Genomic DNA, 24,646 nt, shown 5'->3' on the forward strand with positions numbered 1-24,646 from the left:
GCCCTATGGGAAGTTCGTGCCTGGCGCGACGGGCATCAGGTGATGCTATCGCGTCCGGTCCTGCTGGGCCTTCAATGCGCATCCGGGGGGCGGCGGGCGGGCTCTGGGCGCGCTGTCCTGCCGATCGGGATGCCTTTTGCAAGGCCGAGCGTCCGGGCGTAAGCCTGGCGGGGTTGGCGGAGTATAACAGAGCAATCAGTGCGTGCTGCGTTCCTGCTGCTCAACGGTTTGCGGAATATTCACCTCGGCGCCTGCGTAGCGTGCGTTCAGCTCGGCATAGGCCGGCTCCTGCTTGAAGCGGCGCAGCTCGGCGGCGAAGCGTTGCGCCAGCAGGTCCATGCCGGCATTGCGGCGTACTGCCAGGAACTGGGGCTGGCGGTCGATCACCAGCCCCAGTTCACTGACCTGTTGCTCCAGGCCCAGGCTCTTGATCACATGCCGGCCAACCCGGCGATCGGTGACCAGCAGGTCGATGCGCCCCAGTTGCAGCTTGCCCAGGTTGGCTTCCAGGGTAGGTGCCGGCTCGCGCTTGAAGTCGGGTGAATCGGCAAACGCCGGGCCGTAGGTATAGCCGGGCGCGGTGCCCACGGTCAGCCCCTTGAGGTCTTCCAGGTGCCTGATGGCGTGGGGCCGGGCGTTGGCCTGGAACAGCACGAACTCTACGTGCGACAGCGGTTCGCTGGGGTAGAACAGCTGGGCGTCGCGCTGCTCGGTCTTGAAGATGTCGAGCACGCCATCGGCCAGCCCCTGTTCGACCATCGCCAGGCAGCGCTTCCATGGCAGGAACTGCCATTGCACCTCGATGCCCAGGCGCTTGAACACCTCGGCGGTGACCTCGTAGTCGATACCCTTGGCCTCTCCGTTTTCCTGGTACACATAGGGCGGCCAGGGGTCGGTGACGATGCGCAGCCTCTCGCCATGAGCCAGGGTACTCAGGCAGGCGAGGAACAGGGCGGCGAACAGTCGGTAAAGATCGGGCATGGCTGGAGAGTACGATGGCTGCTCGAGAATGGCCAGCCTGGCTCGGCCAGCAGTTCAGCCAGGTGCGAAGGCCTGGAGGCGGGCGTCGACAAAAAAGGGCCTTGGCGTGTGCCAGAGCCCTTGTCGTCGGTGCAGCAGTCAGCGTGGCAGCTTGAGGTTGTTCCACACTGCCAGGCTGGGTTCGGCCTGGTTCAGGGTATAGAAGTGCAGCCCCGGTGCGCCGCCTTGCAGCAGTTTTTCGCACATTTCGGTGATGACCTGTTCGCCGAAGGCCTGGATGCTTTGCACATCGTCGCCATAGGCTTCCAGCTGCTTGCGGACCCAGCGCGGGATCTCGGCGCCGCACGCATCGGAGAAGCGCGCCAGCTTGCTGTAGTTGGTGATCGGCATGATGCCGGGCACCACCGGGATGTCCACGCCCAGCTTCTGCACGCGCTCGACGAAGTGGAAGTAGCAGTCGGCGTTGAAGAAGTACTGGGTGATGGCACTGTCGGCGCCGGCCTTGGCCTTGCGCACGAAATTGATCAGGTCGTCTTCGAAGTGACGGGCCTGGGGGTGCATTTCCGGGTAGGCGGCCACTTCGATGTGAAAGTGATCACCGCTTTCCTGGCGAATGAATTCGACCAGCTCGTTGGCGTAGCGCAGCTCGCCACTGGCCATGCCCATGCCCGACGGCAGGTCGCCGCGCAGGGCCACGATACGCTTGATGCCGGCGGCCTTGTACTGGGCCAGCAGGCTGCGCAGGTCGTCCTTGCTGTCGCCCACGCACGACAGGTGCGGCGCGGCCGGTACCTTCACTTCGCTTTCCAGCTGCAGCACGGTGTTGAGCGTGCGGTCGCGGGTCGAGCCACCGGCACCATAGGTGCAGGAGAAGAAGTCCGGGTTGTAGCTGGCCAGGGTGCGAGCCGTGGCGAGCAGTTTTTCATGTCCAGCGTCGGTCTTGGTCGGGAAGAACTCGAAGCTGTAACGGCGTTCCTGAGACATGGCGAAATCCTGGTAAACCGATCGTGCTGGCCAGCCGTGAGGCTGGCCACAGAAAAAAGCCGGTGACGCTGTGGCAGCGTCACCGGCTTTGGCCCATCAGTAGCGGTAGGCGTCTGGTTTGAACGGGCCTTCAACAGTCACGCCGATGTAGTCGGCCTGCTGTTTGGTCAGTTGGGTTACCACGCCGCCGAAACCGCGGACCATTTCCAGGGCCACTTCTTCGTCGAGTTTTTTCGGCAGTACTTCAACGGTCAGGCGCTCGGCTTTCTGGGCCGGCGACAGGTCGGCGTACTTCTGGCCGAACAGGAAGATCTGTGCCAGTACCTGGTTGGCGAACGAACCGTCCATGATGCGGCTCGGGTGGCCAGTGGCGTTGCCCAGGTTCACCAGGCGGCCTTCGGCCAGCAGGATCAGGTAGTCGTCGTTCTGCGCGTCGAAATCGCCAGGGCCGGTACGGTGGATCTTGTGAACCTGTGGCTTGACCTCTTCCCATGCCCAGTTCTTGCGCATGAAGGCGGTGTCGATTTCGTTGTCGAAGTGACCGATGTTGCATACCACGGCGCGCTTTTTCAGGGCCTTGAGCATGTTGGCATCGCACACGTTGACGTTACCGGTGGTGGTCACGATCAGGTCGATCTTGCCCAGCAGGGCCTTGTCGACGCTGGCTTCGGTGCCGTTGTTGATACCGTCGATGAACGGCGAAACCAGCTCGAAGCCGTCCATGCAGGCTTGCATGGCGCAGATCGGGTCGACTTCCGAGACCTTGACGATCATGCCTTCCTGACGCAGCGACTGGGCCGAACCCTTGCCCACGTCACCGTAGCCGATCACCAGCGCCTGCTTGCCCGACAGCAGGTGGTCGGTGCCGCGCTTGATGGCGTCGTTGAGGCTGTGACGGCAGCCGTACTTGTTGTCGTTCTTGCTCTTGGTGACCGAGTCGTTGACGTTGATCGCCGGGATCTTCAGCTCGCCCTTGGCCAGCATGTCGAGCAGACGGTGCACACCGGTGGTGGTCTCTTCGGTCACGCCGTGAACGCGGTCCAGTACCTGCGGGTACTTCTTGTGCAGCAGCTCGGTGAGGTCGCCGCCGTCGTCGAGGATCATGTTGGCATCCCATGGCGCGCCATCCTTGAGGATGGTCTGCTCCAGGCACCACTCGTATTCCTGCTCGGTCTCGCCCTTCCAGGCGAATACCGGGATGCCGGCGGCGGCAATGGAGGCAGCGGCCTGATCCTGGGTGGAGAAGATGTTGCACGACGACCAGCGCACTTCGGCGCCCAGCGCGACCAGGGTCTCGATCAGCACGGCGGTCTGGATGGTCATGTGGATGCAGCCGAGGATTTTTGCACCCTTGAGCGGCTGTTCAGCGGCGTACTTGCGGCGCAGACCCATCAGGGCCGGCATTTCGGACTCGGCGATGATGGTTTCGCGGCGGCCCCAGGCAGCCAGGGACATGTCGGCGACTTTGTAGTCGGTAAAATCTGCAGGCGTGTTTACAGCGCTCATCAAGAGCCTCCATTCGTAGTGTGCGAATGGGCGCCGTTGTGCGTTTAGTGCCCGTGCGGGGAACCCCGTCCAGGCAACGCCCCATCCGAGCCTGACAGGAGAACCTGCTGCAGCGCCCCTCGGACAGGTGGCGGGAACGGCATCGAGTGGTGATGACCGTCTGTGAAGCGTTGGCGATTATAGCTGCGCCCGCGCATCGGCCCAAGGCTTTCTGTCAATTAATCGAGACGATAGTCGATGTTCAATGGAGGCCGCCGGCAGGCTCTGCCATCATTGCCGGCATCGATTGGCAAGACGGTCAGGAGTACGCATGAACTTTCACACCCGCAAATGGGTAAAACCCGAAGACCTCAACCCCAACGGCACCCTGTTCGGTGGCAGCCTGCTGCGCTGGATCGACGAAGAGGCGGCGATCTACGCGATCGTGCAACTGGGCAACCAGCGTGTGGTGACCAAGTACATCTCGGAGATCAACTTCGTCAGCGCCTCGCGCCAGGGCGACATCATCGAGCTGGGCATCACCGCCACCGAATTCGGCCGCACCTCCATCACCCTCAAATGCGAAGTGCGCAACAAGATCACCCGCAAGAGCATCCTCACCGTCGACAAGATGGTCTTCGTCAACCTGGGTGAGGACGGCTTGCCGGCACCCCATGGGCGTACCGAGATCAAGTTCATCAAGGATCAGTTCGATACCTCGGTGGAATGACGGCGGTAGCTGCACAGTTCAAGCTTCAAGCTTCAAGTCGGGGGCAGCGGGGCTGGCGGGGGCGGTTTGGCCAGGTGCCTTGAGCTGGCCCTCCCAGCGTGCGATCACCAGTGGCGCCAGTGCGTTACCCAGCACGTTGAGTGCAGTGACCGGCATGTCCATCAGCCGATACACCCCGGCGATGATCGCCACGCCCTCGACCGGCAGCCCTGCCGCGGTCAGCGTGGCGGTGAGGATGATGAACATGAAGCCCGGCACCCCCGCCGCACCCTTGGAGGTCAGTACCATGATCAGCACCAGCATCGCCTGGTCAGCCAGGCCCAGGTCGATGCCATAGGCCTGGGCGATGAACAGCGTGCCAAGCGCTGCGAACAGCGACGCACCATCGAGGTTGAATGAATACCCCAACGGAATGACCATGCTGGTGATCGGGCGTGGCGCGCCGTAGCGCTCCATCTTCTCGATCAGTTGCGGCATCACCGTGGCCGAGGCGGCGCTGCTGTAGGCCAGCAGCAACTCGCTGCGTATCTCGCGCAACAGGTGGAAGAACCGAACCCCCGCCAGCCTGGCCACCGCCCCCAGCACGCACAGCGCAAACAGCAGCACCGCGACGTAGGTAATGCCGATCAGCTTGGCCAGTGGCAGCAGTGCGCTCAGGCCGAAGCTGGCAACGGTGACGCCGATCAGCCCGAAGATGCCGATGGGTGAGTAGTGCATCACCAGGTGGGTGACCTTGAACATGGTGTCCGATACGCCCTGCATCACGCTGATCAACGGTGCCTTCTGCTGCTGGGGCAGCATCGACAGGGCGCAGCCGAACAGGATGGCGAAGAACAGCACCGACAGCAGCTTGCCCTCGGCCATGGCCAGCACGATGTTGTCCGGCACGATGGCCACCAGGGTGCGCCCCAGGTTCTGCGTTTCGGTGCTGGATGCCAGCGTGGTGACCGGTGCCTGCAGCGTGCTGCTGAAGTCCGCGCCGGCGCCGGGCTGGAACACGTTGCCGACCACCAGCCCGAACAGGATCGCGATGCTGGTGATGGTGAAGAAGTACACGAACGTCTTCATCCCGACCCGGCCCAGGGCGCGCGTGCTGCCGGCGCCGGCGATGCCGACGGTCATGCAGGCGAACACCAGCGGTACCACGATCATCTTCATCAGCTTGATGAACAGGTCGCCGGCCGGCTGCAGCAGGTTGTCGATGAACCAGGCCTTATGCTCGGGGAACTGGTTGAGAAGGATGCCGACGATCACGCCGGCGACCAGGCCGATCATGATGCGCGTGACCAGGCTGGAAGGTGTGCGAATGCCCATGGGGTGCCCCTTGTTGTTGTGGTTGTGGGGAGTGCGAAGGGTGCGTTACTGCGCGAACAGGCCGGCGAAATCCTTGAAGCCCTTGACCTCGATCGGATTGCCGCTGGGGTCGAGGAAGAACATCGTGCGTTGTTCGCCCGGCTCGCCCACAAAGCGCACCACCGGCGGGATCTCGAATGCCAGGCCACGCCGGGTGAGGCGCACGGCCAGGGTCATCCACTCGTCCAGAGGCAGTACCACGCCGATATGCGGCATCAGTACCTTGTGCTCGCCAACCTGCCCGGTACGGGTGGTGGCGAACGGCGTGCCCAGGTGCAACGAGAGCTGGTTGCCGAAGAAGTCGAAGTCGACCCAGGTCGCGGTGCTGCGCCCTTCGGTGCAGCCCAGAACATCTCGATAAAAAATACGCGCCTGTTCCAGGTCGCAAACGTGGTATGCAGCGTGAAAGGGTCTGTTCATGGCGTATCCCCCGTGTGGTTGAGCGTTGAGGGTAAGTAGGCCGTGTGACGGGGTAAAACGGCTTTGCCTTGCTCTGAGCGAAAGAAAAACTTATGGATGTGCGCTTTCTGAAAAGCCTGGTGGCAGTGGTGGAAACCGGCTCAATTGCCGCGGCCGCGCGTCGCGAGAACCGCACGGCAGCGGCGATCAGCCAGCGCGTGCAGGCGCTGGAACGCACACTGGGCTGCACCTTGCTGCTGCGTACTGCGCATGCCATCCGCCCCTCGGACCAGTGCCTGCTGCTGTTGCCCAGAATCCAGGCGATCATCGAGCAGGCGCGTGAACTGCAGCACGACCTGAGCCAGGACGGATTGACGGGGGACGTCAGGGTGGGCGCGGTGTCGACGGCGTTGACCGGGGTATTGCCGGGGCTGATCGAGCGTCTGGCGCGATCGGCGCCGGGGCTCAAGCTGCAGATCACCCCGGGTGATTCGCGCAGCCTGTACGAGAAGGTGCTCGGCGGCGAACTGGATGCCGCGATTCTGGTGCGCCCGCCCTTCACGCTGCCCAAGGCACTGGCGCTGCAGGTGCTCAAGGTCGAGCCGCTGATTCTGATCGCGCCGGCTGCACAGGCCGCGCTGACCCCCGATACGTTGCTGCGCGAGCACCCGTTCATTCGCTATGACGCACAGTCGTGGGGCGGGCAGATCGCCCAGCGCTACCTGGATGAGCAATTGATCACGCCGCAGTTGCTGTGCGAGCTGGATGCGCTGGAAACCATCGTGATGCTGGTGGCCCAGGGCATGGGGGTATCGTTGGTGCCGCAATGGGCCGGCATGCCCCATGAGGGCATCTGTGCCTGGCCGCTGGGCGATGACCCGCGCCACGCGCGGGCACTGGTGGTGCTGCACGGCTCGACGCCGCGCCGGCCAGTGGCGATGCGGCATCTGCTGGGGCTGCTGGGCAGCCCCTCGCCGGTCAAGGCTGCTCGGTAACCCCGCGCACCACGCGACCGATGCTCAGGCCCTGCAGCAGGATCGACGACAGCACCACGATGTAGGTGATGCTCAGCAGCAGGTCACGTTCGGGACCCGATGGCAGCGACAGCGCCAGGGCCACGGACACACCGCCGCGCAGGCCGCCCCAGGTGAGCACGCGGATGGTGCCGCGCGGCACCGTTCTCCAGCGGCGCAGCATGACGATCGCCGGTGCCACGGTCAGCAGGCGCGACAGCAGGATCGCCACTGCCAGCACCCCGGCCGCAGCCAGGTGCATCCACGAGAACGGCAGCAGCAACAGCTCCAGGCCGATCAGCGCGAACAGCAGCGCGTTGAGCATGTCGTCGATCAGTTCCCAGAAGCCGTCCATGTAGCGCCGGGTCATGTCGTTCATAGCCAGGTTGCGACCCAGGTTGCCGATGATCAGGCCCGCTACCACCATCGCGATGGGCGCCGAGACGTGCAGTTCGTAGGCTGCGGCCGAGCCGCCGATCACCAGCGCCAGGGTCAGCATGACTTCCACCTGGTACTGCTCGATGCTCTTGATCATGCGGTAGGTGACGTAGCCGATCACCGCGCCGAACAGCGCGCCGCCGATGGCCTCGCGGGCGAACAGGATCGCGGTGTCGCTCACGCTCGGGGTCTCGCCCAGTTGTGCGATGCCCAGCAGCACGGTGAACACCACGACCGCGGTGCCGTCGTTGAACAGCGACTCGCCGACGATGGTGGTCTTCAGCGGCTTGGACGCATTGGCGGTACGCAGGGCGCCGAGCACCGCGATCGGGTCGGTGGGCGAGATCAGTGCGCCGAACAGCAGGCAGTACAGCAGGTTCACGTGCCAGCCGAACAGGGCGAAGATCCAGTGCGCCAGGTAGCCGATCACCACGGTGGCGATCAGCACGCCGACGGTGGCCAGGAGGCCGATCGGCCAGCGGTAGTCGCGCAGGTCGGCCAGGTTCACGTGCAGCGCCCCGGCGAACAGCAGGAACGCCAGCATCCAGTGCATCAGCAGGTCGTTGAAGTCGATCTGGCTCATCAGGCCCTGCACCCGTTCTTCCAGGCCCGGGTAGCCGATGACGCTCAGGCCCTGGAGTATCAGGGAAAACAGCAGTGCAGTGACCATCACGCCAATGGTCGGCGGCAGGCCGATAAAGCGGTAGTTCACATAGGTGAGGAGGGTGGTGAGGCAAATAAACGCGGCAACTAGCTCAAGCATCCTAGGTCCTGTAATGGCTTCCAAGTCAGTGCCCGAATGGCTCGGGCAGGGCTTGGATGCGCCGGCGCGAGGTTCAGGACACACTTTTTCGATCAACGTTGACCGCAGGCTGGCTGTTTTGTTGCGCCTGGTTGAAACTGCGCAGCCGTGCACTACCCAGGAACTCAACCGTGCTCGCCACTTCGCTGGTGCTGATCGCCGCCCTGCTGCATGCCACCTGGAACACCCTGATCAAGTTCAGCGGCGAGCGTCTGCTGGTGATTGCCAGCATGGACGTGGTGGCGCTGCTGTTCGCCCTGGCGATGGTGGCGTTCGTGCAGGTACCGCCGCCCGAGATCTGGCCGTGGATGCTGGCCTCGGCGGCGTTCGAGCTGTTGTACCGCTACCTGCTGATCAAGGCCTACCGGGTCGGCGACCTGGGCCTGGTCTACCCCCTGATGCGCGGGTTGTCGCCGCTGGTGGTGCTGGCGCTGACCCTGACCTTTGCCGGCGAGACGCTGAGCACCCAGCAGATCTTCGGCATTCTGCTGATCCCGTGCGGCATGGCCTGCCTGCTGTGGCAGGGCGGTGGCGGCGAACGTCTGCCCTGGTCGATGCTGCCGGTGGTGGCGCTGATCGGCCTGTGCATCGGCTGCTACACCTGGCTCGACGGCAGCGCGATCCGGCTGTGGTCGCAGCCGCTGGACTACCTGGTGTGGCTGACGCTGATCAGCGCCTGGCCGTTCCCGTTGCTGGCGACGGTGGCCCGGCGCGCGCCGTTTGCGCAGTTCTGGCGCAGCCAGTGGAAGCTGGGCCTGGCCGTGGGGTTGTGCGTGCTGTCCAGCTATGCGCTGGTACTGTGGGCCATGCAACTGGGCTCGGTGGCCGAGGCTGCGGCGCTGCGCGAGGTGAGCGTGATCCTGGTGGTGCTGATGGGCATGCGCTACCTCAAAGAACCTTTCGGCGGGCCGAGGCTCTTAGCTTGTGCACTGGTACTGATCGGCATGCTGATCATGAAACTCTGACCCCAACAACAAGGACCCCTGCCATGACCGTCGCCTTCTGGTGTGTATTGATCGCGTTGCTGCTGCCGTTCGTGTGCACCAGCATCGCCAAGTTCGGCAGTGGTCGCTTCAGCCTGCGACAGAACCATGACCCGCGCGGTTTTCTGGACAAGCTCGAAGGCCTGCCGCGCCGCGCCCATGCGGCGCAGCTCAACAGTTTCGAGTCGATTCCGGCGTTCGTCGCGGCGGTGGTGATCGCCGACATCGTCGGCAATGCCGAGCAGGTCACCCAGGACGTGCTGGCGGTGCTCTACATCACCAGCCGCCTGCTCTACATCATCTGCTACCTGGCCGACTGGGCCGCGCTGCGCTCGGTGGTGTGGTTCGCGGGCATTGGCCTGATCGTCAGCTTCTTCGTGGTCTCGGCCTGAGCTACTTGCCTTCCACCTGCGGCACCACCGGCAGTGCCGCGCCCTTGGGCCACAGCAGCCAGATCTGACCCTGCTGCTTCATGTCCCCGGCCAGAGCGCCGGCCTCGCTGCCGGTACCCCAGAACAGATCGGCGCGCACTTCGCCGGTGATGGCCCCGCCGGTGTCCTGCGCGGCCACCGGGCGTACCACCGGCGCGCCGTCCGGGCGGGTGGTTGACAGCCACAGCAGGCTGCCCAGCGGGATCACCTTGCGGTCGATGGCCACGCTGTAGCCGGCGGTCAGCGGCACGTTCAGCGAACCGCGCGGGCCTTCGTTGCTGTCCGGGCGGGTGCTGAAGAACACGTAGCTGGGGTTGCTGGCCAGCAGCTCGGGCACGCGGCTCGGGTTGGCCTGGGCCCAGGCGTGGATGCTGCCCATGGTCACGTCTTCCTTCTTGAGCTGGCCCTGCTCGACCAGCCAGCGGCCCACCGGGCGATACGGGTGGCCGTTCTGGTCGGCATAGCCCACGCGCAGCTGCTGCCCACTTTCGAGCTGGATGCGCCCGGAGCCCTGGATCTGCAGAAACTGCAGGTCCATCGGGTCGGTCAGCCAGGCCAGCACCGGCGCCTTGACGCCTTGCTGCTGGATCACCCCGGCGGTGTCGTAGGGCTTGAGCACGCGCCCGTCCAGGCGACCGCGCAGGCGCTTGCCCTTGAGTTCGGGGTAGATACTGTCGAGCGCCACCACCACCAGGTCATCGGGGATGCCATACACCGGCACGTTGGCCGTGGCGGTACGGGTCATGCTGCCGGGGTACACCGGTTCGTAGTAGCCGGTGATCAGGCCGTTGGCGTTGTTTTCGGCCGAGCGCAGGCCGTACACCTCGAGTTGCGTCTGCAAGAAGCCACGCACCTGGGTGGCGTCGTCGGGCACCTGCACCGCAGCAGCGCAGGGGGTGGCCCAGACCGGATCGTTCTTGAGGCGCTCGCACGCGCTGCGCCAGGCATTGAAGCCGGCCAGCAGGTCGCTGTCGGAGACCTTGGGCAGGTCTTTCCAGGTGGCGGGGCTGTAGGTGGCGAGCGGGTGCGGTGCGGATTTATCCGGGGCGCTGCCGTTGCAGCCGACCAGCAGGGCCAGCAACGCGGCGGTCAGGCCAAGGCGGCTCAGGGCGGTTTTCATGCGGGGTAGTCCTCTACGGTGTGCCTGGCGTTCAGGGCGGCCAGGCAACCCTTGTTTTTGGTAGGGGTATTGGTGTTTGCCGGCAAGGCGGGGATACTGGCCGCCTTTTTCCGTGTGCCGAGCCAAGCATGATGTTCAAGCGAATGACTGTGATCCTGGTGGCCTGCCTGGCCCTGAGCGCCTGTGGCGGTGTCGACCCCAACTCGCCATTGGGCCAGCGCAAGGCGATTTTCAAGCAGATGCTCAAGACCAGCGAAGACCTCGGCGGCATGCTGCGTGGCCGGCTGGCGTTCGACGGGCAGAAATTTGCCGATGGTGCGGTGAAGCTCGACGCGTTGTCGCACCAGCCGTGGCAGCATTTCCCGCAGGTGCGCGAGGAGGACAGCAGCGCCACGCCCGATGTGTGGCAAAAGCAGGCGCGCTTCCAGGAGCTGGCGCGGCAGATGGAGCAGGTGACCGGCGAGCTGGTCGCCCAGACCCGTACTCAGCCATTGGAGCCTGCGGCGGTCGCGGCCCCGATGGGCAAGGTGGAAGCGGCGTGCAAGGCCTGTCATACCGAGTTTCGCAATCATTGATGGGGTGAGCTGGCCGGCCTTTTCGCCGCAGGGCCGGCTCCTACAGGTGGCGCGCTGTACGTAGGAGCCGGCCTTGCCGGCGAAGGGTTCAACGCGGACTACTTCTCCAGCTCATCCAGTGCCTGTTGCAGTTCCTTCTTCGACTCGGCCAGTTTGTCCTTGCGCTTGTTGATCTTGTCGGCGTCGCCTTTCTTCATGGCCTTGTCCAGGTCCTTGGTGCGCTGCGTCACTTCATGACGGGCATCCAGCACCTTCTGTTCACGCTGTTTCTTCAGGCCGGCATCGGTGCAGTGCTCGGTCACTTCGCTCAGGGCCTTCTCGAGGCCGGCCTGCTGGGCGCTGTTGCCGTGGGCGCGGGCCTGTTCGATCTGTTCGCTGATCGCCTGCTTCTTGGCAGCGCAGCCGGTCAGGCCGGGTTGTTCCTCGGCAGCCATCAGCGAAGTGGCGAGCAACGAGCAGGCGGCGAACAGGGCAAGCGGGGAAAGCAGTTTCATAGTGGCTCCGTGGTCGCGGGCTTGGCAGAAACCCATGATGCTGCCCTGATCCGACAAATTTAGAAACCCTCGATTGTATGTTCACGTAACCGCGCCGCCAGGGCCTGCACCTGCGGGTGAGCGAAAAAGGCCAGCAACTGGCCGGCACGGTGGGCACCCACGCCAGGCTCGGCCTGCCACTGCGCCGCATCGCGGGCAGCCAGCGCGGCCCACGTGTCCCCCGCTGCCAACGCACGCGGGGCCGGCATACCCAGGGCCCGCGCCCAGGTGGCAAAGGGTCGCTGACGGGCCTGTTCGAGGGCGGGGTACAACGGATGTTCGGCGGGCAGTTCCAGCACATCGGCCAGTGTGCGCAACTGGCCGGCGTCGACCAGGCGCTCCCAGCTGGCCGGCCCGGCACCTGGGAGTGCCAGGCCCTGCTTGCCGCCCAGCCATTGCAACCTGGCCAGGAACTGCTGACGACACTCGGCGCTCAGCTCCCAGCAGCTCAACGGATGAAACGCATCGGCCGCCGGTACCTCCATCTCGCGCCGTTCGAGGGCGCGGTGCACCACGCCGTCCAGACGGGGAATGGTCAGGCCTGCCAGGCTGATCGCCACCTGATCGCCCGGGCGAATGTCCAGTTGCTGCCAGCGTCTTAGCGAGCCCACGCTGACCTGGCGCACCGTGCGGTCATCCAGCTGCACCGGTGCCAGTTGCAGCACCGGGGTGATGCGACCGGTGCGCCCCACGTTGAACTGCACGCGTCGCACCTCGGCCAGTACCTGGGCGAAGGGGTATTTCCATGCCGCTATCCAGTACGGCGCCCGGGCCTGCCAGCGCTCGCCGGGCGGACGCCGGCCCTGGCGCAGCACCACACCGTCGCTGGCGAATGGCAGTGGCGTGCGGTACCAGTGCTGGCGCCAGTGGGCGGCCTGGTCGAAGGTCTGCACCGGCTGGCTGAACGCCTCGCTGTAGGCAAAGCCCAGGGCGCTCAGGCGTGCCAGGCGCTCGCGCTGGTCCAGGGGGCCCTGCGGCCAGGCCCAGGCGAACAGCTCGACCACCGCGCCCTGCGCGGGGGTGAGCTGCTTGCGCGCCAGCAACCCGGCGACGTTGCCGCGGGCATTCCGGCTGCCCGCTGCGGCCTGCACATGCCCGTCCAGGCGCCAGAACAGCTCGCCTTGCAGTATCAGGTCCAGAGGTTCGGGCAACGTGTGGGGGAGGGCGCCCAGTGCCGGCAGGTGGCGGCTCCAGTCATGCCCGTAGGCGCCGTCGCCGCGGCTGATCAGGCGCACCAGCCGGCCCTTTGCATAGACCAGCGTGGCGGCCACGCCATCCACCTTGGGTTGTACCCAGAGGTCCTGCTTGCCGTGCATCCAGGCGCGCACGGCGGCTTCGTCGGGCAACTTGTTCAGGCCGGTGTGGGGGATGGGGTGGCGCAACGGGCCGGTGGCGGTTCCGAGCGGGTCTGCCGGGGGTGCACCGGTGCCGGGGAAGCAGGCTTGCAAGTGTTGCAGGCGCGCCCGGCTCTGGTCGTAGAGCTCGTCGCTGATCAACGCGACGCCCAGGCGATGGTAATGATCGTCCCAGTCGGCCAGGCGCTCGCCCAGCTGCTTGAGTTCGCTTTGCGCCACTGCCGGTGGCCAGTCGGGGCAGGGCCGGGCGAGGGCGGTGGTTGGGGTACAGGCGAGCGTGCTGGCGAACAGCAGGCCGGACAACAGCTTGAAGGGCATGGCGAGCGTCCTTGCTCGGCGGGTGGAACTTCAAGCCTAGGCAAGAAAAAGCCCCTGCCAGTCGCCTGGCAGGGGCTCTTGTTTACCGGGTGTTGCTTGTACCGGGTGTTGCTTACAGCCCGGCGGCCGCGCGCAGCGCGTCGACACGGTCGGTGCGTTCCCAGGTGAACGTTGTGAAGGTGTCGTCGCCCACGGTCTTGACCTGCGGGGTGCGGCCGAAGTGACCGTAGGCCGCGGTTTCCTGGTACATCGGGTGCAGCAGGTCGAGCATGGTGGTGATCGCATACGGACGCAGGTCGAAACACTCGCGCACGATCTGGATGATCTTCTCGTCGGCAACCTTGCCGGTGCCGAAGGTGTTCAGCGAGATCGAGGTCGGCTGGGCCACGCCGATGGCGTACGACACCTGGATTTCGCAGCGCTCGGCCAGGCCAGCGGCAACGATGTTCTTGGCCACGTAGCGACCGGCGTAGGCGGCCGAACGGTCAACCTTGGACGGGTCCTTGCCGGAGAAAGCGCCCCCCCCGTGACGGGCCATGCCGCCGTAGGTGTCGACGATGATCTTGCGGCCGGTCAGGCCGCAGTCGCCCACCGGGCCACCGATGATGAAGTTGCCGGTGGGGTTGATGTGGAACTGGGTGTCCTTGTGCAGCAGCTCGGCCGGCAGCACGTGCTTGACGATCAGCTCCATCACGCCTTCGCGCAGGTCGGCGTAGGACACGTCCGGGTTGTGCTGGGTGGACAGCACGATGGCGTCGATGCCCACCACCTTGCCGCCTTCGTAGCGGCAGGTAACCTGGGACTTGGCGTCCGGGCGCAGCCACGGCAGCAGGCCGGACTTGCGCGCTTCGGCCTGACGCTGCACCAGCTGGTGCGAGAAGCTGATCGGGGCTGGCATCAGCTCCGGGGTTTCGTTGCTGGCGTAGCCGAACATCAGGCCCTGGTCGCCCGCGCCTTGGTCTTCAGGCTTGCTGCGGTCAACGCCCTGGGCGATGTCTACCGACTGCTTGCCGATGATGTTCATCACCGCGCAGGTGGCGCCGTCGAAACCGACGTCGGAGCTGTTGTAGCCGATGTCGACGATCACGTTGCGCACGATGTCTTCGAGGTCGACCCAGGCCGAAGTGGTCACTTCGCCGGCGATGATGGCCACACCGGTTTTCACCAGGGTCTCGCACGCCACGCGGGCGAACTTGTCTTCGGCGATGATGGCGTCGAGCACCGCATCCGAAATCTGGTCGGCGATTTTATCCGGATGCCCTTCAGACACGGACTCGGAGGTGAAAAGGGAGTATTCGCTCATCTCGACGGGTTCCTAAAATTTACCGATGGTGAGTGTCGCCAGGTGGTCGCTGAAAGTGGCGAACCTGAATCTGGAAACCATTACGTAAGCCCACATAGAGGCTGTCCTCGGGAACCAGCCCCGCGGCGCTGGCCCAACGGGCCAAATCATCCTGTTCAAAGCCCAGCCAGAGATCGCCGCACGCCTGGCGCGCCCAGCTCTGGTCGTGGCTGCACAGTTCTGTTACCAACAGGCTTCCGCCTGGTCTGACACGCTTGGCCAGGTGCCCGAGGGCCTGGGCAGGCTCGCTGAAATGGTGCAGCACCATGTTCAGCACCACGCAGTCGGCCTGTACATCCGTTGCATGCAGGGCATCGGCCAACAGCAGGGTTACGTTAGCCAGGCGCTCGCGCTGGCACACCTGGCGCGCCAGCTCGAGCATGGTCGGGCTGTTGTCCAGGGCGGTGACGTGGGTGAAGCGCCGCGCCAGTTCGGGCAGAAACTCGCCATCGCCGGGGCCGACCTCCAGGGCGCTGGCCAGCGGGTCGAAGCTGAGCTTGTCGAGCAGCGCCAGCAGGCTTTCGCGGTACTGCGCCAGGCCGGCGATCAGGTCCTGCTGGGCGCGGAATTTCTCTTCCACACGCAGGAAGAAGTCCTGGCTGGTGGCGGCCCGGCGCACCTGCACCTGGCCGATGCGCGCCTGCACCTCGGCCGGCAGTTCCAGCGCGTCGACCTCTTCCAGCAGCGCCCCGTGCAGCTTGCCGCCCAGGCGCTGGCTGTCGGGCAGTGCGCGGCGATAGAAGATCGCGTTGCCTTCGCGCCGGGTGGCCACCAGGTCGGCCTGGGCCAGTACCTTGAGATGGTGGCTCATGCCCGACTGGCCGATGGCGAAGATCTGCGCCAGCTCCAGCACCCCGAACGAATCGCTGGCCAGCGCGCGCAGCACGTTCAGCCGCAGCGGGTCGCCGCCGGCCTTGCACAGGGCAGCCAGCGCGTCGCTTTGCTCGGGGTCGATGGAGGGGGCGTGAAGGTTCATGGGCGGCAGTCTAGTCAGCGTGCAGCGGCCTCGCAAGTTCTATATCAAAAAGTTTTGATATTGCTCGATGGGCGGGCCCGGCCCGGCATGGCGGGCGACAATTTCTGCCGTTTTGTCGGCGCAACACGGGATTAGTCGCTCAATCGCACTAAAAACGTCCCTCATCGACCATCCGTGATTGCCCCCGGGCACGTGCCTGGGCGAAAATGGCCGCCTTTTTCCGTTCGTTAATATTCAAGCCCCCCAGGAGACAAGCGATGCCCAGCCGTCGTGAGCGTGCCAACGCCATTCGTGCCCTCAGCATGGATGCCGTGCAAAAAGCCAACAGCGGCCATCCCGGTGCCCCGATGGGCATGGCGGATATCGCCGAGGTTCTTTGGCGTGACTTCTTGAAGCACAACCCGAGCAACCCGCACTTCGCCGACCGTGACCGCTTCGTGCTGTCCAACGGCCACGGCTCGATGCTGATCTACTCGCTGCTGCACCTGACCGGCTACGACCTGTCGATCGACGACCTCAAGGCGTTCCGTCAACTGCACAGCCGCACCCCGGGCCACCCGGAATTCGGCTACACCCCAGGCGTCGAGACCACCACCGGCCCGCTGGGCCAGGGTCTGGCCAACGCCGTGGGCTTTGCCCTGGCCGAAAAAGTGCTGAGCGCCCAGTTCAACCGTCCAGGCCACGACGTCGTCGACCACCACACCTATGTGTTCCTGGGTGATGGCTGCATGATGGAAGGCATTTCCCACGAAGTTGCTGCACTGGCCGGTACCCTGGGTCTGGGCAAGCTGATCGCCTTCTACGACGACAACGGCATCTCCATCGACGGCGAAGTCGAAGGCTGGTTCACCGACGACACGCCGAAGCGTTTCGAAGCCTACCACTGGCAGGTGATCCGCAATGTCGACGGTCACGACCCTGAAGAGATCAAGACCGCCATCGAGACCGCGCGCAAGAGCGCGCAGCCGACCCTGATCTGCTGCAAGACCACCATCGGCTTCGGTTCGCCGAACAAGGGCGGCAAGGAAGACTGCCACGGCGCGCCACTGGGCGATGCCGAAATCGCCCTGACCCGCCAGGCCCTGAACTGGAACCACGGCCCCTTCGAAATCCCGGCCGACATCTATGCCGAGTGGGATGCCAAGCAGGCCGGCGCCGCCGCCGAAGCCGCCTGGGACCAGCGCTTTGCTGCCTACGCTGCAGCCTTCCCTGAACTGGCCAGCGAACTCAAGCGTCGCCTGAGCGGCGAACTGCCGGCCGACTTCGCCGAGAAGGCTGCCGCCTACATCGCCGAAGTGGACGCCAAGGGCGAAAGCATCGCCAGCCGCAAGGCCAGCCAGAACACCCTGAACGCCTTCGGCCCGCTGCTGCCGGAGTTCCTCGGTGGCTCGGCGGACCTCGCCGGCTCCAACCTGACCCTGTGGAAAGGTTGCAAGGGCGTCAGCGCCGAAGATGCCAGCGGCAACTACATGTACTACGGCGTGCGCGAGTTCGGCATGACCGCCATCATGAACGGCGTTGCCCTGCACGGCGGCCTGGTGCCTTACGGCGCGACCTTCCTGATGTTCATGGAATACGCCCGCAATGCCGTGCGCATGTCGGCCCTGATGAAGCAACGCGTGATCCACGTCTACACCCACGACTCCATCGGCCTGGGCGAAGACGGCCCGACTCACCAGCCGATCGAGCAGCTGACCAGCCTGCGCACCACGCCGAACCTGGACACCTGGCGTCCGGCCGACGCGGTCGAATCGGCCGTGAGCTGGAAGCACGCCCTGGAGCGCAAGGACGGCCCTTCGGCGCTGATCTTCTCGCGTCAGAACCTGCAGCACCAAACCCGCGACGCCGGCCAGATCGCCGACATCAGCCGTGGTGGCTACGTGCTCAAGGACTGCGCAGGCGAGCCTGAGCTGATCCTGATCGCCACCGGTTCCGAAGTGGGCCTGGCGGTGCAGGCGTTCGACAAGCTGACCGAGCAGGGCCGCAAGGTGCGCGTGGTATCGATGCCATGCACCAGCGTGTTCGATGCCCAGGACGCCAGCTACAAGCAGTCGGTTCTGCCACTGCAGGTGGGCGCGCGGATTGCCATCGAAGCTGCCCACGCCGACTTCTGGTACAAGTACGTGGGCCTGGAAGGCCGCGTCATCGGCATGACCACCTACGGTGAATCGGCGCCGGCTTCGGCACTGTTCGAAGAGTTCGGCTTCACCCTGGATAACATCCTGGGTACGGCTGAAGAGCTGCTGGAAGACTGATAAAACCAGTTGGAGCGGCGTTGAACCCATCGCGGGTCAAGCCCGCTCCCACAGGGATCACGAGTGTCCTTGTGGGAGCGGGCTTGACCCGCGATTGCCGCGACTCGGTTCCTGCAGGTTGCAGATAACATTCTGTTCCGTGAGCATCCCATGCCCCAACCGCGTCCCTACAAAGTTGCACTCAACGGCTACGGCCGCATCGGTCGTTGCGTCCTGCGCGCACTCTTTGAGCGGGGGGCCAGCGCGGGCTTCGAGATCGTTGCACTGAATGACCTGGCCGATCAGGCCAGCCTCGAATACCTGACACGCTTCGACTCCACCCACGGGCGCTTTCCCGGTGAGGTCAGGGTCGATGGCGATTGTCTGCATATCAATGGCGACTGCGTCAAAGTACTGCGCAGCGCCACCCCCGAAGGCATCGACTGGGCCGCGCTCGACGTCGACCTGGTGCTCGAATGCTCCGGGGCCTACAACACCCGCGCCGACGGCCAGCGTTTCCTCGACGCCGGCGCACCACGGGTGCTGTTTTCCCAGCCGATGGCCAGCGAGGCGGATGTCGACGCCACCGTTGTCTACGGCATCAACCAGGATTGCCTTGAAGGCGGCGAACGGCTGGTATCCAACGCCTCCTGCACCACCAACTGCGGCGTGCCGCTGCTGCGTGTGCTCGACCAGGCCTTCGGCATCGAGTACGTGCAGATCACCACCATCCACTCGGCAATGAACGACCAGCCGGTGATCGATGCCTACCACCACGAAGACCTGCGCCGCACCCGTTCGGCGTTCCAGTCGGTGATTCCGGTGTCTACCGGGCTCGCGCGGGGTATCGAACGCCTGCTGCCGGAACTTGCCGGGCGAATCCAGGCCAAAGCGGTACGCGTGCCGACGGTGAACGTGTCGTGCCTGGACATCACCCTGCAGACCGCCCGCGATACCACCGCGGCCGAAGTCAACCAGGTGCTGCGTGAAGCGGCCCTGAGTGGCCCGCTCAAGGGGTTGCTGGCCTACACCGAACTGCCCCACGCCAGCTGTGATTTCAACCATGACCCACATTCGGCCATCGTCGATGCCAGCCAGACCCGCGTTTGCGGCCCCCGCCTGGTGAACCTGCTGGCCTGGTTCGACAACGAATGGGGGTTCGCCAACCGCATGCTCGACGTCGCCGAACATTTTCTGCGCGTCGTGGACTCAACCAGCACCACTCGCAAACAGCCCTGAAGGACTGCATTCATGACCGTTTTGAAGATGACCGACCTCGATCTGCAAGGTAAGCGCGTACTGATCCGCGAAGACCTCAACGTGCCTGTGAAGGACGGTGTGGTCAGCAGCGACGCGCGCATCCTGGCCTCGCTGCCGACCATCAAGCTGGCCCTGGAGAAGGGCGCGGCCGTGATGGTCTGCTCGCACCTGGGGCGCCCGACCGAAGGCGAGTTCTCGGCCGAGAACAGCCTCAAGCCGGTGGCCGACTACCTGAGCAAGGCGCTGGGCCGTGAGGTGCCGCTGGTGGCCGACTACCTGGGCGGCGTGGACGTGAAGGCCGGCGACATCGTGCTGTTCGAGAACGTGCGCTTCAACAAGGGCGAGAAAAAGAACGCCGACGAACTGGCCCAGCAATACGCCGCCCTGTGCGACGTGTTCGTGATGGACGCCTTCGGTACCGCCCACCGTGCCGAGGGCTCGACCCACGGCGTGGCCAGGTTCGCCAAGGTCGCCGCTGCCGGTCCGCTGCTGGCCGCCGAGCTGGATGCACTGGGCAAGGCGCTGAAGGCCCCGGCCAAGCCGATGGCCGCCATCGTCGCCGGTTCCAAGGTATCGACCAAGCTGGACGTGCTCAACAGCCTGAGCCAGGTGTGCGACCTGCTGATCGTCGGTGGCGGCATTGCCAACACTTTCCTGGCCGCTGCCGGCCACCCGGTGGGCAAGTCGCTGTACGAAGCCGACCTGATCGACACCGCCAAGGCCATCGCGGCCAAGGTCAACGTGCCGCTGCCGGTGGACGTTGTGGTGGCCAAGGAATTTGCCGAAAGCGCCACGGCTACCGTCAAGCTGGTGGGCGAGGTGGCCGAGGACGACATGATCCTGGACATCGGCCCGCAGACCGCCGAACAGTTCGCCGAGCTGCTGAAGTCGTCCAAGACCATCCTGTGGAACGGCCCGGTGGGCGTGTTCGAGTTCGACCAGTTCGGCAACGGCACCAGGACCCTGGCCAAGGCCATCGCCGACAGCGCCGCGTTCTCGATTGCCGGCGGTGGCGACACCCTGGCGGCCATCGACAAATATGGCGTGGCCAGCCAGATCTCCTACATTTCTACCGGTGGCGGTGCATTCCTCGAGTTCGTCGAGGGCAAGGTGCTGCCGGCGGTGGACGTGCTGGAACAACGGGCCAAGGCCTGACTCGCTCAGCCTGGCAAAGGGAGTGTGGCCTGATGGTCAAGCGGTTGCCTGTGTTTATCCTGGCCGGTCTGCTCAGCGCCTGCGCTGGCAGCCCGGAGCCTGCGGCGGATGCCCCCGGCAAGCCGAAGGGCGGTTGCTACCAGTCGCAGTGGCAGGCAGAGACCGTGCCGGTGATCAACAAGAGGCTCGGCCCGGACGGGCTGGAGAAGTATGACGAGGAACACCAGCGCCAGGCCCCGGGTTGCCCTTGATCGGTTCGAGGCAACCTGTTGGCCGGTTCGTGGTCTTCTAGAGGATATTCGATGAAAAGCGTTGTAGCCCTGATGGCCCTGGTTCTGATGGCAGGTTGCGCAAGCCTCAAGCCAACCCCGGCCCCGACCGACAACTGGACCCGCTGGGTCTGTGACAGTCAGGCCGAGGTGCTGTGGCGGTTTGCCGATGCCAGCCAGGAAGAGGTGGATGTACGCCTTGGTGGCGGCGATCAGGTCTACCGGCTCAAGCCGGAGCCCGGTGCATCGGGTGCGCTGTACAGCGATGGCGTGCTGGCCCTGCACACCAAGGGCGATGAAGGCCTGGTGTACTGGGTAGCGACCAACGATTTGATAGGGCGGGGCTGCAAGGCACCGTGACTGGCCGGGCCGACCGCTGTCGGCCCACACTACTTGAATAGCAACCGCCGCTGCGGCAGGCTTGCACGAAAAACGACGCTTGTCGGGAGAGAGATACACAATGGCACTCATTAGCATGCGCCAGATGCTGGACCACGCCGCCGAGTTCGGCTACGGCGTTCCGGCTTTCAACGTCAACAACCTCGAGCAAATGCGCGCCATCATGGAAGCCGCCGACAAGACCGACTCCCCGGTGATTGTCCAGGCCTCGGCCGGTGCCCGCAAATACGCCGGTGCGCCGTTCCTGCGCCACCTGATCCTGGCGGCGATCGAAGAATTCCCGCACATCCCGGTGTGCATGCACCAGGACCACGGCACCAGCCCTGACGTGTGCCAGCGTTCGATCCAGCTGGGCTTCAGCTCGGTGATGATGGACGGCTCGCTGGGCGAAGACGGCAAGACCCCGACCGACTACGACTACAACGTGCGTGTCACCCAGCAGACCGTGGCCATGGCCCACGCCTGCGGCGTTTCGGTAGAGGGCGAGCTGGGCTGCCTGGGTTCGCTGGAAACCGGCATGGCCGGTGAAGAAGACGGCATCGGCGCCGAAGGCGTGCTGGATCACAGCCAGATGCTGACCGACCCTGAAGAAGCTGCCGATTTCGTCAAGCGTACCCAGGTCGATGCCCTGGCCATTGCCATCGGCACCAGCCACGGCGCCTACAAGTTCACCAAGCCGCCTACCGGCGACGTGCTGGCGATCGACCGCATCAAGGAGATCCACAAGCGCATCCCCAACACTCACCTGGTGATGCACGGTTCGTCTTCGGTGCCGCAGGAGTGGCTGGCGATCATCAACCAGTACGGTGGCGACATCAAGGAAACCTACGGCGTACCGGTTGAAGAAATCGTCGAAGGCATCAAGTACGGCGTGCGCAAGGTCAACATCGACACCGACCTGCGCCTGGCGTCCACCGGTGCCATGCGCCGCCTGATGGCCACCAACCCGAGCGAGTTCGACCCGCGCAAGTTCTTCGGTGAAACCGTCAAGGCCATGCGCGACGTGTGCATCGCCCGCTACGAAGCCTTCGGCACCGCCGGCAACGCCTCGAAGATCAAGCCGATCTCCCTCGAAGCGATGTTCCAGCGCTATGCCAAGGGCGAGCTGGCCGCCAAGGTCAACTAAGCCTGGTTGGTTGTACGAAAAACCCGCAGCGATGCGGGTTTTTTGTGCCCGTGCGGCCTGCTTCACCGGCCGGAACCGGGGGGTTTCGGCTGCGGGGCCGCCACGGACACCGGATCTGGCCCAACGCGACAGACCGTTAGTCGGGCAACACTTTGTTTATACCGATGATGCCAATGTGCTGACTTCAGATTTGTTTCAGCCAGGTCTAGAGTAAAGCCTCAAGTTCCATCCGGAATCTGGCGTCGTTACACAAGAGAAGCAGCATGGATTGCGCGCACCCTCACACTCACGACAGCGGTTCGGTTTTACTGATCGTCGATGACTACCCGGAAAACCTGATCAGCCTGCAAGCCTTGCTTGCGCGTGAGGACTGGCGTGTGCTGACCGCAAGCTCCGGTACCGAAGCCCTGAGCACGCTGCTCGAGCATGAGGTGGACCTGGTGCTGCTGGATGTGCAGATGCCCGGTATGGACGGCTTCGAAGTCGCGCGCCTGATGCGCGGCAGCCAGCGCACCTGCCTGACTCCGATCATCTTCCTGACCGCCAACGAACAGTCCCAGGCGGCCGTGCTCAAGGGCTATGCCAGTGGCGCGGTGGACTACCTGTTCAAGCCATTCGACCCGCACATTCTCAAGCCCAAGGTCCAGGCCCTGCTCGACCAGCAGCGCAACCGGCGTGCCTTGCAGCGCCTGAGCCGCGACCTGGAGGCCGAGCGCGCATTCAACGCCTCGGTGCTGGACAACGCCGCCGAAGGCATCCTCGTGGTGGCCGAGGACGGTCGCATCCGCTTTGCCAACCCGGCCATCTCGCGCCTGCTCCAGGCCCCGGTGGAGCAATTGCAGGGCGCAGACCTGCTGGGCTTCGTGCAGTCGCCCGTGCCAACCCGGTGGCGCGACTCGGCGTTCTACCAGGCCTACCAGGAGCGCGATATCTACCGCCTGCACGACGCCGTGCTGCTCACCGCCTCCGGGTTGCCGCTGCCGGTGGCGTTGTCGTGCGCGGCGCTGCCCGGCGAGCAGCGGGCGATGGTGGTGACGGTGCTGGATATGTCGGTGGTGCGCAACCTGCACCAGCAGCTGGAGTTCCAGGCCGTGACCGACCCGCTGACCGGGCTGCTCAACCGCCGCGGGTTCTGCCAGGCCGCCGAAGCTGCGCTGCTGCGCAGCGAGCATTCCGACAAGGCCCAGGCCCTGATGTACATGGACCTTGACGGTTTCAAACGGATCAACGACTCGCTCGGCCATGCGGCCGGCGACCGCGTGCTGCACTGGGTGGGCGAACAGCTCAAGGAATGCCTGGGCGCCTACGCGATCCTCGGGCGCATGGGCGGCGACGAGTTCACGGCCTTGCTCGATACCCTGGAATACCCGGAGCAGGCGGCGCGCTTTGCCGAAAAGCTGATCGAGCGCATGTCCATCTGCCAGCAGATCGACGGCCTGGAGGTGACGCTTGGCGTGAGCATCGGCATCGCCACCTACTCCGATTGCGGGCCGCACCTGGACGGCCTGCTGCGTGCGGCGGACGCGGCCATGTATGCCGCCAAGCAGGCCGGCCGCCAGCAGTACCGCTACTACGACCAGGAGCTCAACGGTCGTGCTCGCTCGCGCCTGATGCTCGAAGACAGTGTGCGCGATGCGATCGAGCGGCACGACTTCAGCCTGGTGTATCAGCCGCAGGTGGCGTTTGCCGATGGTCGCCTGCGCGGGTTCGAGGCGTTGTTGCGCTGGCAGCACCCCAGTGTCGGCGATGTGCCGCCGGGGTTGTTCCTGCCGTTGCTGGAGGAGGCCAGGCTGGTCTCGCGGCTGGCCAGCTGGATCTACACCCAGGGTGCGGCGCAGCGGCGCGCCTGGGAGGCGCGGTTCGAGCCGGACCTGGTGCTGAGCATCAGCCTCAGCCGCGTGCAGTTCGCCATGCCCAACCTGGTCGAGGAGCTGGGGCGGGTGATCGCCAGCCATGGCCTGCGCCCGGCCCAGCTTGAGGTGGAGGTGGCGGAAACCTCGCTGGCCGCCAACCTCGACATCGCGCTGCGTCAGTTGCGCAGGCTGCGCGAGCTGGGCGTGCGAGTGGCGCTGGACGATTTCGGCGCCGGAGAGTGCTCGCTGCGCCTGCTGCGCGACCTGCCCATCGACACGCTCAAGCTCGACCGGCACCTGGTGGCGCGCCTGCCCGGTTCGGCGGCGGACGCGGCGCTGGTCCGCAGTGTCATCGGCCTGTGCCGCGACTATGGCGTGTGTGTGGTGGCCGAGGGCGTCGAGACGCGGGAGCAGGCGCAGTGGCTGCAGGCAAACGGTTGCGCCTATGCCCAGGGCTTCCTGGTGGCACGGCCCCTGACGGCGCAGCGCGCCGGTGATTTCCCGGCTTTTTTCGACTGGCGCAACGAGGCGG

The 24,646-nt window shown here is 65.1% G+C and carries 22 protein-coding genes, 1 pseudogene and 1 riboswitch; of the genes and pseudogenes, 12 read left to right on the top strand and 11 right to left on the bottom strand.

Going from position 1 to position 24,646, the window contains the following annotated elements:
* Positions 1-195 precede the first annotated feature (195 nt).
* The 3 genes from NP552_RS08075 to ahcY form a co-directional block, all read right to left on the bottom strand.
* A complete protein-coding gene (locus NP552_RS08075; RefSeq protein WP_043863615.1) occupies positions 196-981 on the bottom strand; it encodes a substrate-binding periplasmic protein in 786 nt (261 codons plus the stop codon).
* A gap of 138 nt (positions 982-1,119) precedes the next feature.
* Positions 1,120-1,965: a methylenetetrahydrofolate reductase [NAD(P)H] gene (gene metF, locus NP552_RS08080; RefSeq protein ID WP_043863614.1), complete on the bottom strand. Its 846-nt coding sequence runs from the start codon at positions 1,963-1,965 to the stop codon at positions 1,120-1,122.
* 96 nt (positions 1,966-2,061) lie between these two features.
* Complete coding sequence (ahcY, locus tag NP552_RS08085) at positions 2,062-3,471, bottom strand: adenosylhomocysteinase (RefSeq protein ID WP_054915763.1); 1,410 nt, start codon at positions 3,469-3,471, stop codon at positions 2,062-2,064.
* Between the two features lie 21 nt (positions 3,472-3,492).
* A riboswitch (S-adenosyl-L-homocysteine riboswitch) is annotated at positions 3,493-3,598 on the bottom strand.
* 183 nt (positions 3,599-3,781) lie between these two features.
* On the opposite strand from ahcY, the gene NP552_RS08090 reads away from it, so the two are divergent.
* Complete coding sequence (locus NP552_RS08090; protein WP_043863612.1) at positions 3,782-4,180, top strand: acyl-CoA thioesterase; 399 nt, start codon at positions 3,782-3,784, stop codon at positions 4,178-4,180.
* 18 nt (positions 4,181-4,198) lie between these two features.
* Here NP552_RS08090 and NP552_RS08095 read toward each other — a convergent pair whose 3' ends face one another.
* Both NP552_RS08095 and NP552_RS08100 read right to left on the bottom strand, forming a co-directional pair.
* Positions 4,199-5,494: a cation:dicarboxylate symporter family transporter gene (locus NP552_RS08095; RefSeq protein ID WP_235593722.1), complete on the bottom strand. Its 1,296-nt coding sequence runs from the start codon at positions 5,492-5,494 to the stop codon at positions 4,199-4,201.
* 45 nt (positions 5,495-5,539) lie between these two features.
* The gene (locus NP552_RS08100) at positions 5,540-5,953 is read right to left on the bottom strand and encodes a VOC family protein (RefSeq protein ID WP_043863611.1); all 414 of its coding nucleotides are present in this window, start codon (positions 5,951-5,953) and stop codon (positions 5,540-5,542) included.
* A 92-nt stretch (positions 5,954-6,045) separates the two neighbouring features.
* Here NP552_RS08100 and NP552_RS08105 point away from each other — a divergent pair, with 92 nt between their 5' ends.
* Entirely contained in the window at positions 6,046-6,927 is an 882-nt protein-coding gene (locus NP552_RS08105) for a LysR family transcriptional regulator (protein WP_043863610.1), read from the top strand.
* Here NP552_RS08105 and NP552_RS08110 read toward each other — a convergent pair.
* Positions 6,911-8,146, bottom strand: a complete 1,236-nt coding sequence (locus NP552_RS08110; protein WP_043863609.1) for a cation:proton antiporter — start codon at positions 8,144-8,146, stop codon at positions 6,911-6,913. The genes NP552_RS08105 and NP552_RS08110 overlap by 17 nt on opposite strands.
* A gap of 170 nt (positions 8,147-8,316) precedes the next feature.
* Between NP552_RS08110 and NP552_RS08115 the strand changes: the two genes are divergently transcribed.
* Positions 8,317-9,150 (top strand): DMT family transporter, encoded by an 834-nt coding sequence (locus NP552_RS08115; protein WP_043863608.1) that lies wholly within the window; start codon positions 8,317-8,319, stop codon positions 9,148-9,150.
* 23 nt (positions 9,151-9,173) lie between these two features.
* Complete coding sequence (locus tag NP552_RS08120) at positions 9,174-9,560, top strand: MAPEG family protein (RefSeq protein ID WP_054915760.1); 387 nt, start codon at positions 9,174-9,176, stop codon at positions 9,558-9,560.
* A 1-nt stretch (position 9,561) separates the two neighbouring features.
* Here the strand turns inward: NP552_RS08120 and mltA are convergent, their stop codons facing one another.
* Positions 9,562-10,719, bottom strand: a complete 1,158-nt coding sequence (mltA, locus tag NP552_RS08125) for a murein transglycosylase A (RefSeq protein ID WP_054915759.1) — start codon at positions 10,717-10,719, stop codon at positions 9,562-9,564.
* 131 nt (positions 10,720-10,850) lie between these two features.
* Between mltA and NP552_RS08130 the strand changes: the two genes are divergently transcribed.
* Entirely contained in the window at positions 10,851-11,294 is a 444-nt protein-coding gene (locus NP552_RS08130) for a c-type cytochrome (RefSeq protein WP_173925103.1), read from the top strand.
* Between the two features lie 98 nt (positions 11,295-11,392).
* Here NP552_RS08130 and NP552_RS08135 read toward each other — a convergent pair whose 3' ends face one another.
* From NP552_RS08135 to NP552_RS08150, 4 genes are all read right to left on the bottom strand, one after another.
* Positions 11,393-11,788, bottom strand: a complete 396-nt coding sequence (locus tag NP552_RS08135) for a DUF1090 domain-containing protein (RefSeq protein ID WP_043863604.1) — start codon at positions 11,786-11,788, stop codon at positions 11,393-11,395.
* A 59-nt stretch (positions 11,789-11,847) separates the two neighbouring features.
* Positions 11,848-13,500 carry an NAD-dependent DNA ligase LigB gene (gene ligB, locus NP552_RS08140; RefSeq protein ID WP_274096624.1) on the bottom strand — a complete coding sequence of 551 codons (1,653 nt, stop codon included), beginning with the start codon at positions 13,498-13,500 and terminating at the stop codon, positions 11,848-11,850.
* 112 nt (positions 13,501-13,612) lie between these two features.
* The gene (gene metK, locus NP552_RS08145) at positions 13,613-14,803 is read right to left on the bottom strand and encodes a methionine adenosyltransferase (RefSeq protein ID WP_043863602.1); all 1,191 of its coding nucleotides are present in this window, start codon (positions 14,801-14,803) and stop codon (positions 13,613-13,615) included.
* A gap of 19 nt (positions 14,804-14,822) precedes the next feature.
* On the bottom strand, positions 14,823-15,818 hold the full coding sequence (locus NP552_RS08150) for an ArsR/SmtB family transcription factor (RefSeq protein ID WP_043863601.1): 996 nt from the start codon (positions 15,816-15,818) through the stop codon (positions 14,823-14,825).
* A 257-nt stretch (positions 15,819-16,075) separates the two neighbouring features.
* On the opposite strand from NP552_RS08150, the gene tkt reads away from it, so the two are divergent.
* The 7 genes and pseudogenes from tkt to NP552_RS08185 form a co-directional block, all read left to right on the top strand.
* Positions 16,076-18,073 carry a transketolase gene (gene tkt, locus NP552_RS08155; protein ID WP_274096625.1) on the top strand — a complete coding sequence of 666 codons (1,998 nt, stop codon included), beginning with the start codon at positions 16,076-16,078 and terminating at the stop codon, positions 18,071-18,073.
* Between the two features lie 150 nt (positions 18,074-18,223).
* The gene (gene epd, locus NP552_RS08160; RefSeq protein ID WP_043863599.1) at positions 18,224-19,291 is read left to right on the top strand and encodes an erythrose-4-phosphate dehydrogenase; all 1,068 of its coding nucleotides are present in this window, start codon (positions 18,224-18,226) and stop codon (positions 19,289-19,291) included.
* Between the two features lie 12 nt (positions 19,292-19,303).
* On the top strand, positions 19,304-20,467 hold the full coding sequence (locus tag NP552_RS08165) for a phosphoglycerate kinase (RefSeq protein WP_274096626.1): 1,164 nt from the start codon (positions 19,304-19,306) through the stop codon (positions 20,465-20,467).
* A gap of 32 nt (positions 20,468-20,499) precedes the next feature.
* Entirely contained in the window at positions 20,500-20,718 is a 219-nt protein-coding gene (locus NP552_RS08170; protein ID WP_043863597.1) for a hypothetical protein, read from the top strand.
* Between the two features lie 51 nt (positions 20,719-20,769).
* Complete coding sequence (locus tag NP552_RS08175; protein WP_043863596.1) at positions 20,770-21,096, top strand: MliC family protein; 327 nt, start codon at positions 20,770-20,772, stop codon at positions 21,094-21,096.
* A 100-nt stretch (positions 21,097-21,196) separates the two neighbouring features.
* Entirely contained in the window at positions 21,197-22,261 is a 1,065-nt protein-coding gene (gene fba, locus NP552_RS08180; protein WP_043863595.1) for a class II fructose-bisphosphate aldolase, read from the top strand.
* 263 nt (positions 22,262-22,524) lie between these two features.
* Positions 22,525-24,633: pseudogene (locus NP552_RS08185) on the top strand (putative bifunctional diguanylate cyclase/phosphodiesterase); the annotation flags it as partial.
* Positions 24,634-24,646 lie beyond the last annotated feature (13 nt).

It is taken from the genome of Pseudomonas sp. 8209 (assembly GCF_028682105.1).
GTDB lineage: Bacteria > Pseudomonadota > Gammaproteobacteria > Pseudomonadales > Pseudomonadaceae > Aquipseudomonas > Aquipseudomonas palmensis.

Excerpts from the sequence above, each read along its gene's own strand:
- NP552_RS08075 (WP_043863615.1), bottom strand. The coding sequence starts at position 981 with ATGCCCGATCTTTACCGACTGTTCGCCGCCCTGTTCCTCGCCTGCCTG.
- metF (WP_043863614.1), bottom strand. The coding sequence starts at position 1,965 with ATGTCTCAGGAACGCCGTTACAGCTTCGAGTTCTTCCCGACCAAGACC.
- ahcY (WP_054915763.1), bottom strand. The coding sequence starts at position 3,471 with ATGAGCGCTGTAAACACGCCTGCAGATTTTACCGACTACAAAGTCGCC.
- NP552_RS08090 (WP_043863612.1), top strand. The coding sequence starts at position 3,782 with ATGAACTTTCACACCCGCAAATGGGTAAAACCCGAAGACCTCAACCCC.
- NP552_RS08095 (WP_235593722.1), bottom strand. The coding sequence starts at position 5,494 with ATGGGCATTCGCACACCTTCCAGCCTGGTCACGCGCATCATGATCGGC.
- NP552_RS08100 (WP_043863611.1), bottom strand. The coding sequence starts at position 5,953 with ATGAACAGACCCTTTCACGCTGCATACCACGTTTGCGACCTGGAACAG.
- NP552_RS08105 (WP_043863610.1), top strand. The coding sequence starts at position 6,046 with ATGGATGTGCGCTTTCTGAAAAGCCTGGTGGCAGTGGTGGAAACCGGC.
- NP552_RS08110 (WP_043863609.1), bottom strand. The coding sequence starts at position 8,146 with ATGCTTGAGCTAGTTGCCGCGTTTATTTGCCTCACCACCCTCCTCACC.
- NP552_RS08120 (WP_054915760.1), top strand. The coding sequence starts at position 9,174 with ATGACCGTCGCCTTCTGGTGTGTATTGATCGCGTTGCTGCTGCCGTTC.
- mltA (WP_054915759.1), bottom strand. The coding sequence starts at position 10,719 with ATGAAAACCGCCCTGAGCCGCCTTGGCCTGACCGCCGCGTTGCTGGCC.
- NP552_RS08130 (WP_173925103.1), top strand. The coding sequence starts at position 10,851 with ATGTTCAAGCGAATGACTGTGATCCTGGTGGCCTGCCTGGCCCTGAGC.
- NP552_RS08135 (WP_043863604.1), bottom strand. The coding sequence starts at position 11,788 with ATGAAACTGCTTTCCCCGCTTGCCCTGTTCGCCGCCTGCTCGTTGCTC.
- ligB (WP_274096624.1), bottom strand. The coding sequence starts at position 13,500 with ATGCCCTTCAAGCTGTTGTCCGGCCTGCTGTTCGCCAGCACGCTCGCC.
- metK (WP_043863602.1), bottom strand. The coding sequence starts at position 14,803 with ATGAGCGAATACTCCCTTTTCACCTCCGAGTCCGTGTCTGAAGGGCAT.
- NP552_RS08150 (WP_043863601.1), bottom strand. The coding sequence starts at position 15,818 with ATGAACCTTCACGCCCCCTCCATCGACCCCGAGCAAAGCGACGCGCTG.
- tkt (WP_274096625.1), top strand. The coding sequence starts at position 16,076 with ATGCCCAGCCGTCGTGAGCGTGCCAACGCCATTCGTGCCCTCAGCATG.
- epd (WP_043863599.1), top strand. The coding sequence starts at position 18,224 with ATGCCCCAACCGCGTCCCTACAAAGTTGCACTCAACGGCTACGGCCGC.
- NP552_RS08165 (WP_274096626.1), top strand. The coding sequence starts at position 19,304 with ATGACCGTTTTGAAGATGACCGACCTCGATCTGCAAGGTAAGCGCGTA.
- NP552_RS08170 (WP_043863597.1), top strand. The coding sequence starts at position 20,500 with ATGGTCAAGCGGTTGCCTGTGTTTATCCTGGCCGGTCTGCTCAGCGCC.
- NP552_RS08175 (WP_043863596.1), top strand. The coding sequence starts at position 20,770 with ATGAAAAGCGTTGTAGCCCTGATGGCCCTGGTTCTGATGGCAGGTTGC.
- fba (WP_043863595.1), top strand. The coding sequence starts at position 21,197 with ATGGCACTCATTAGCATGCGCCAGATGCTGGACCACGCCGCCGAGTTC.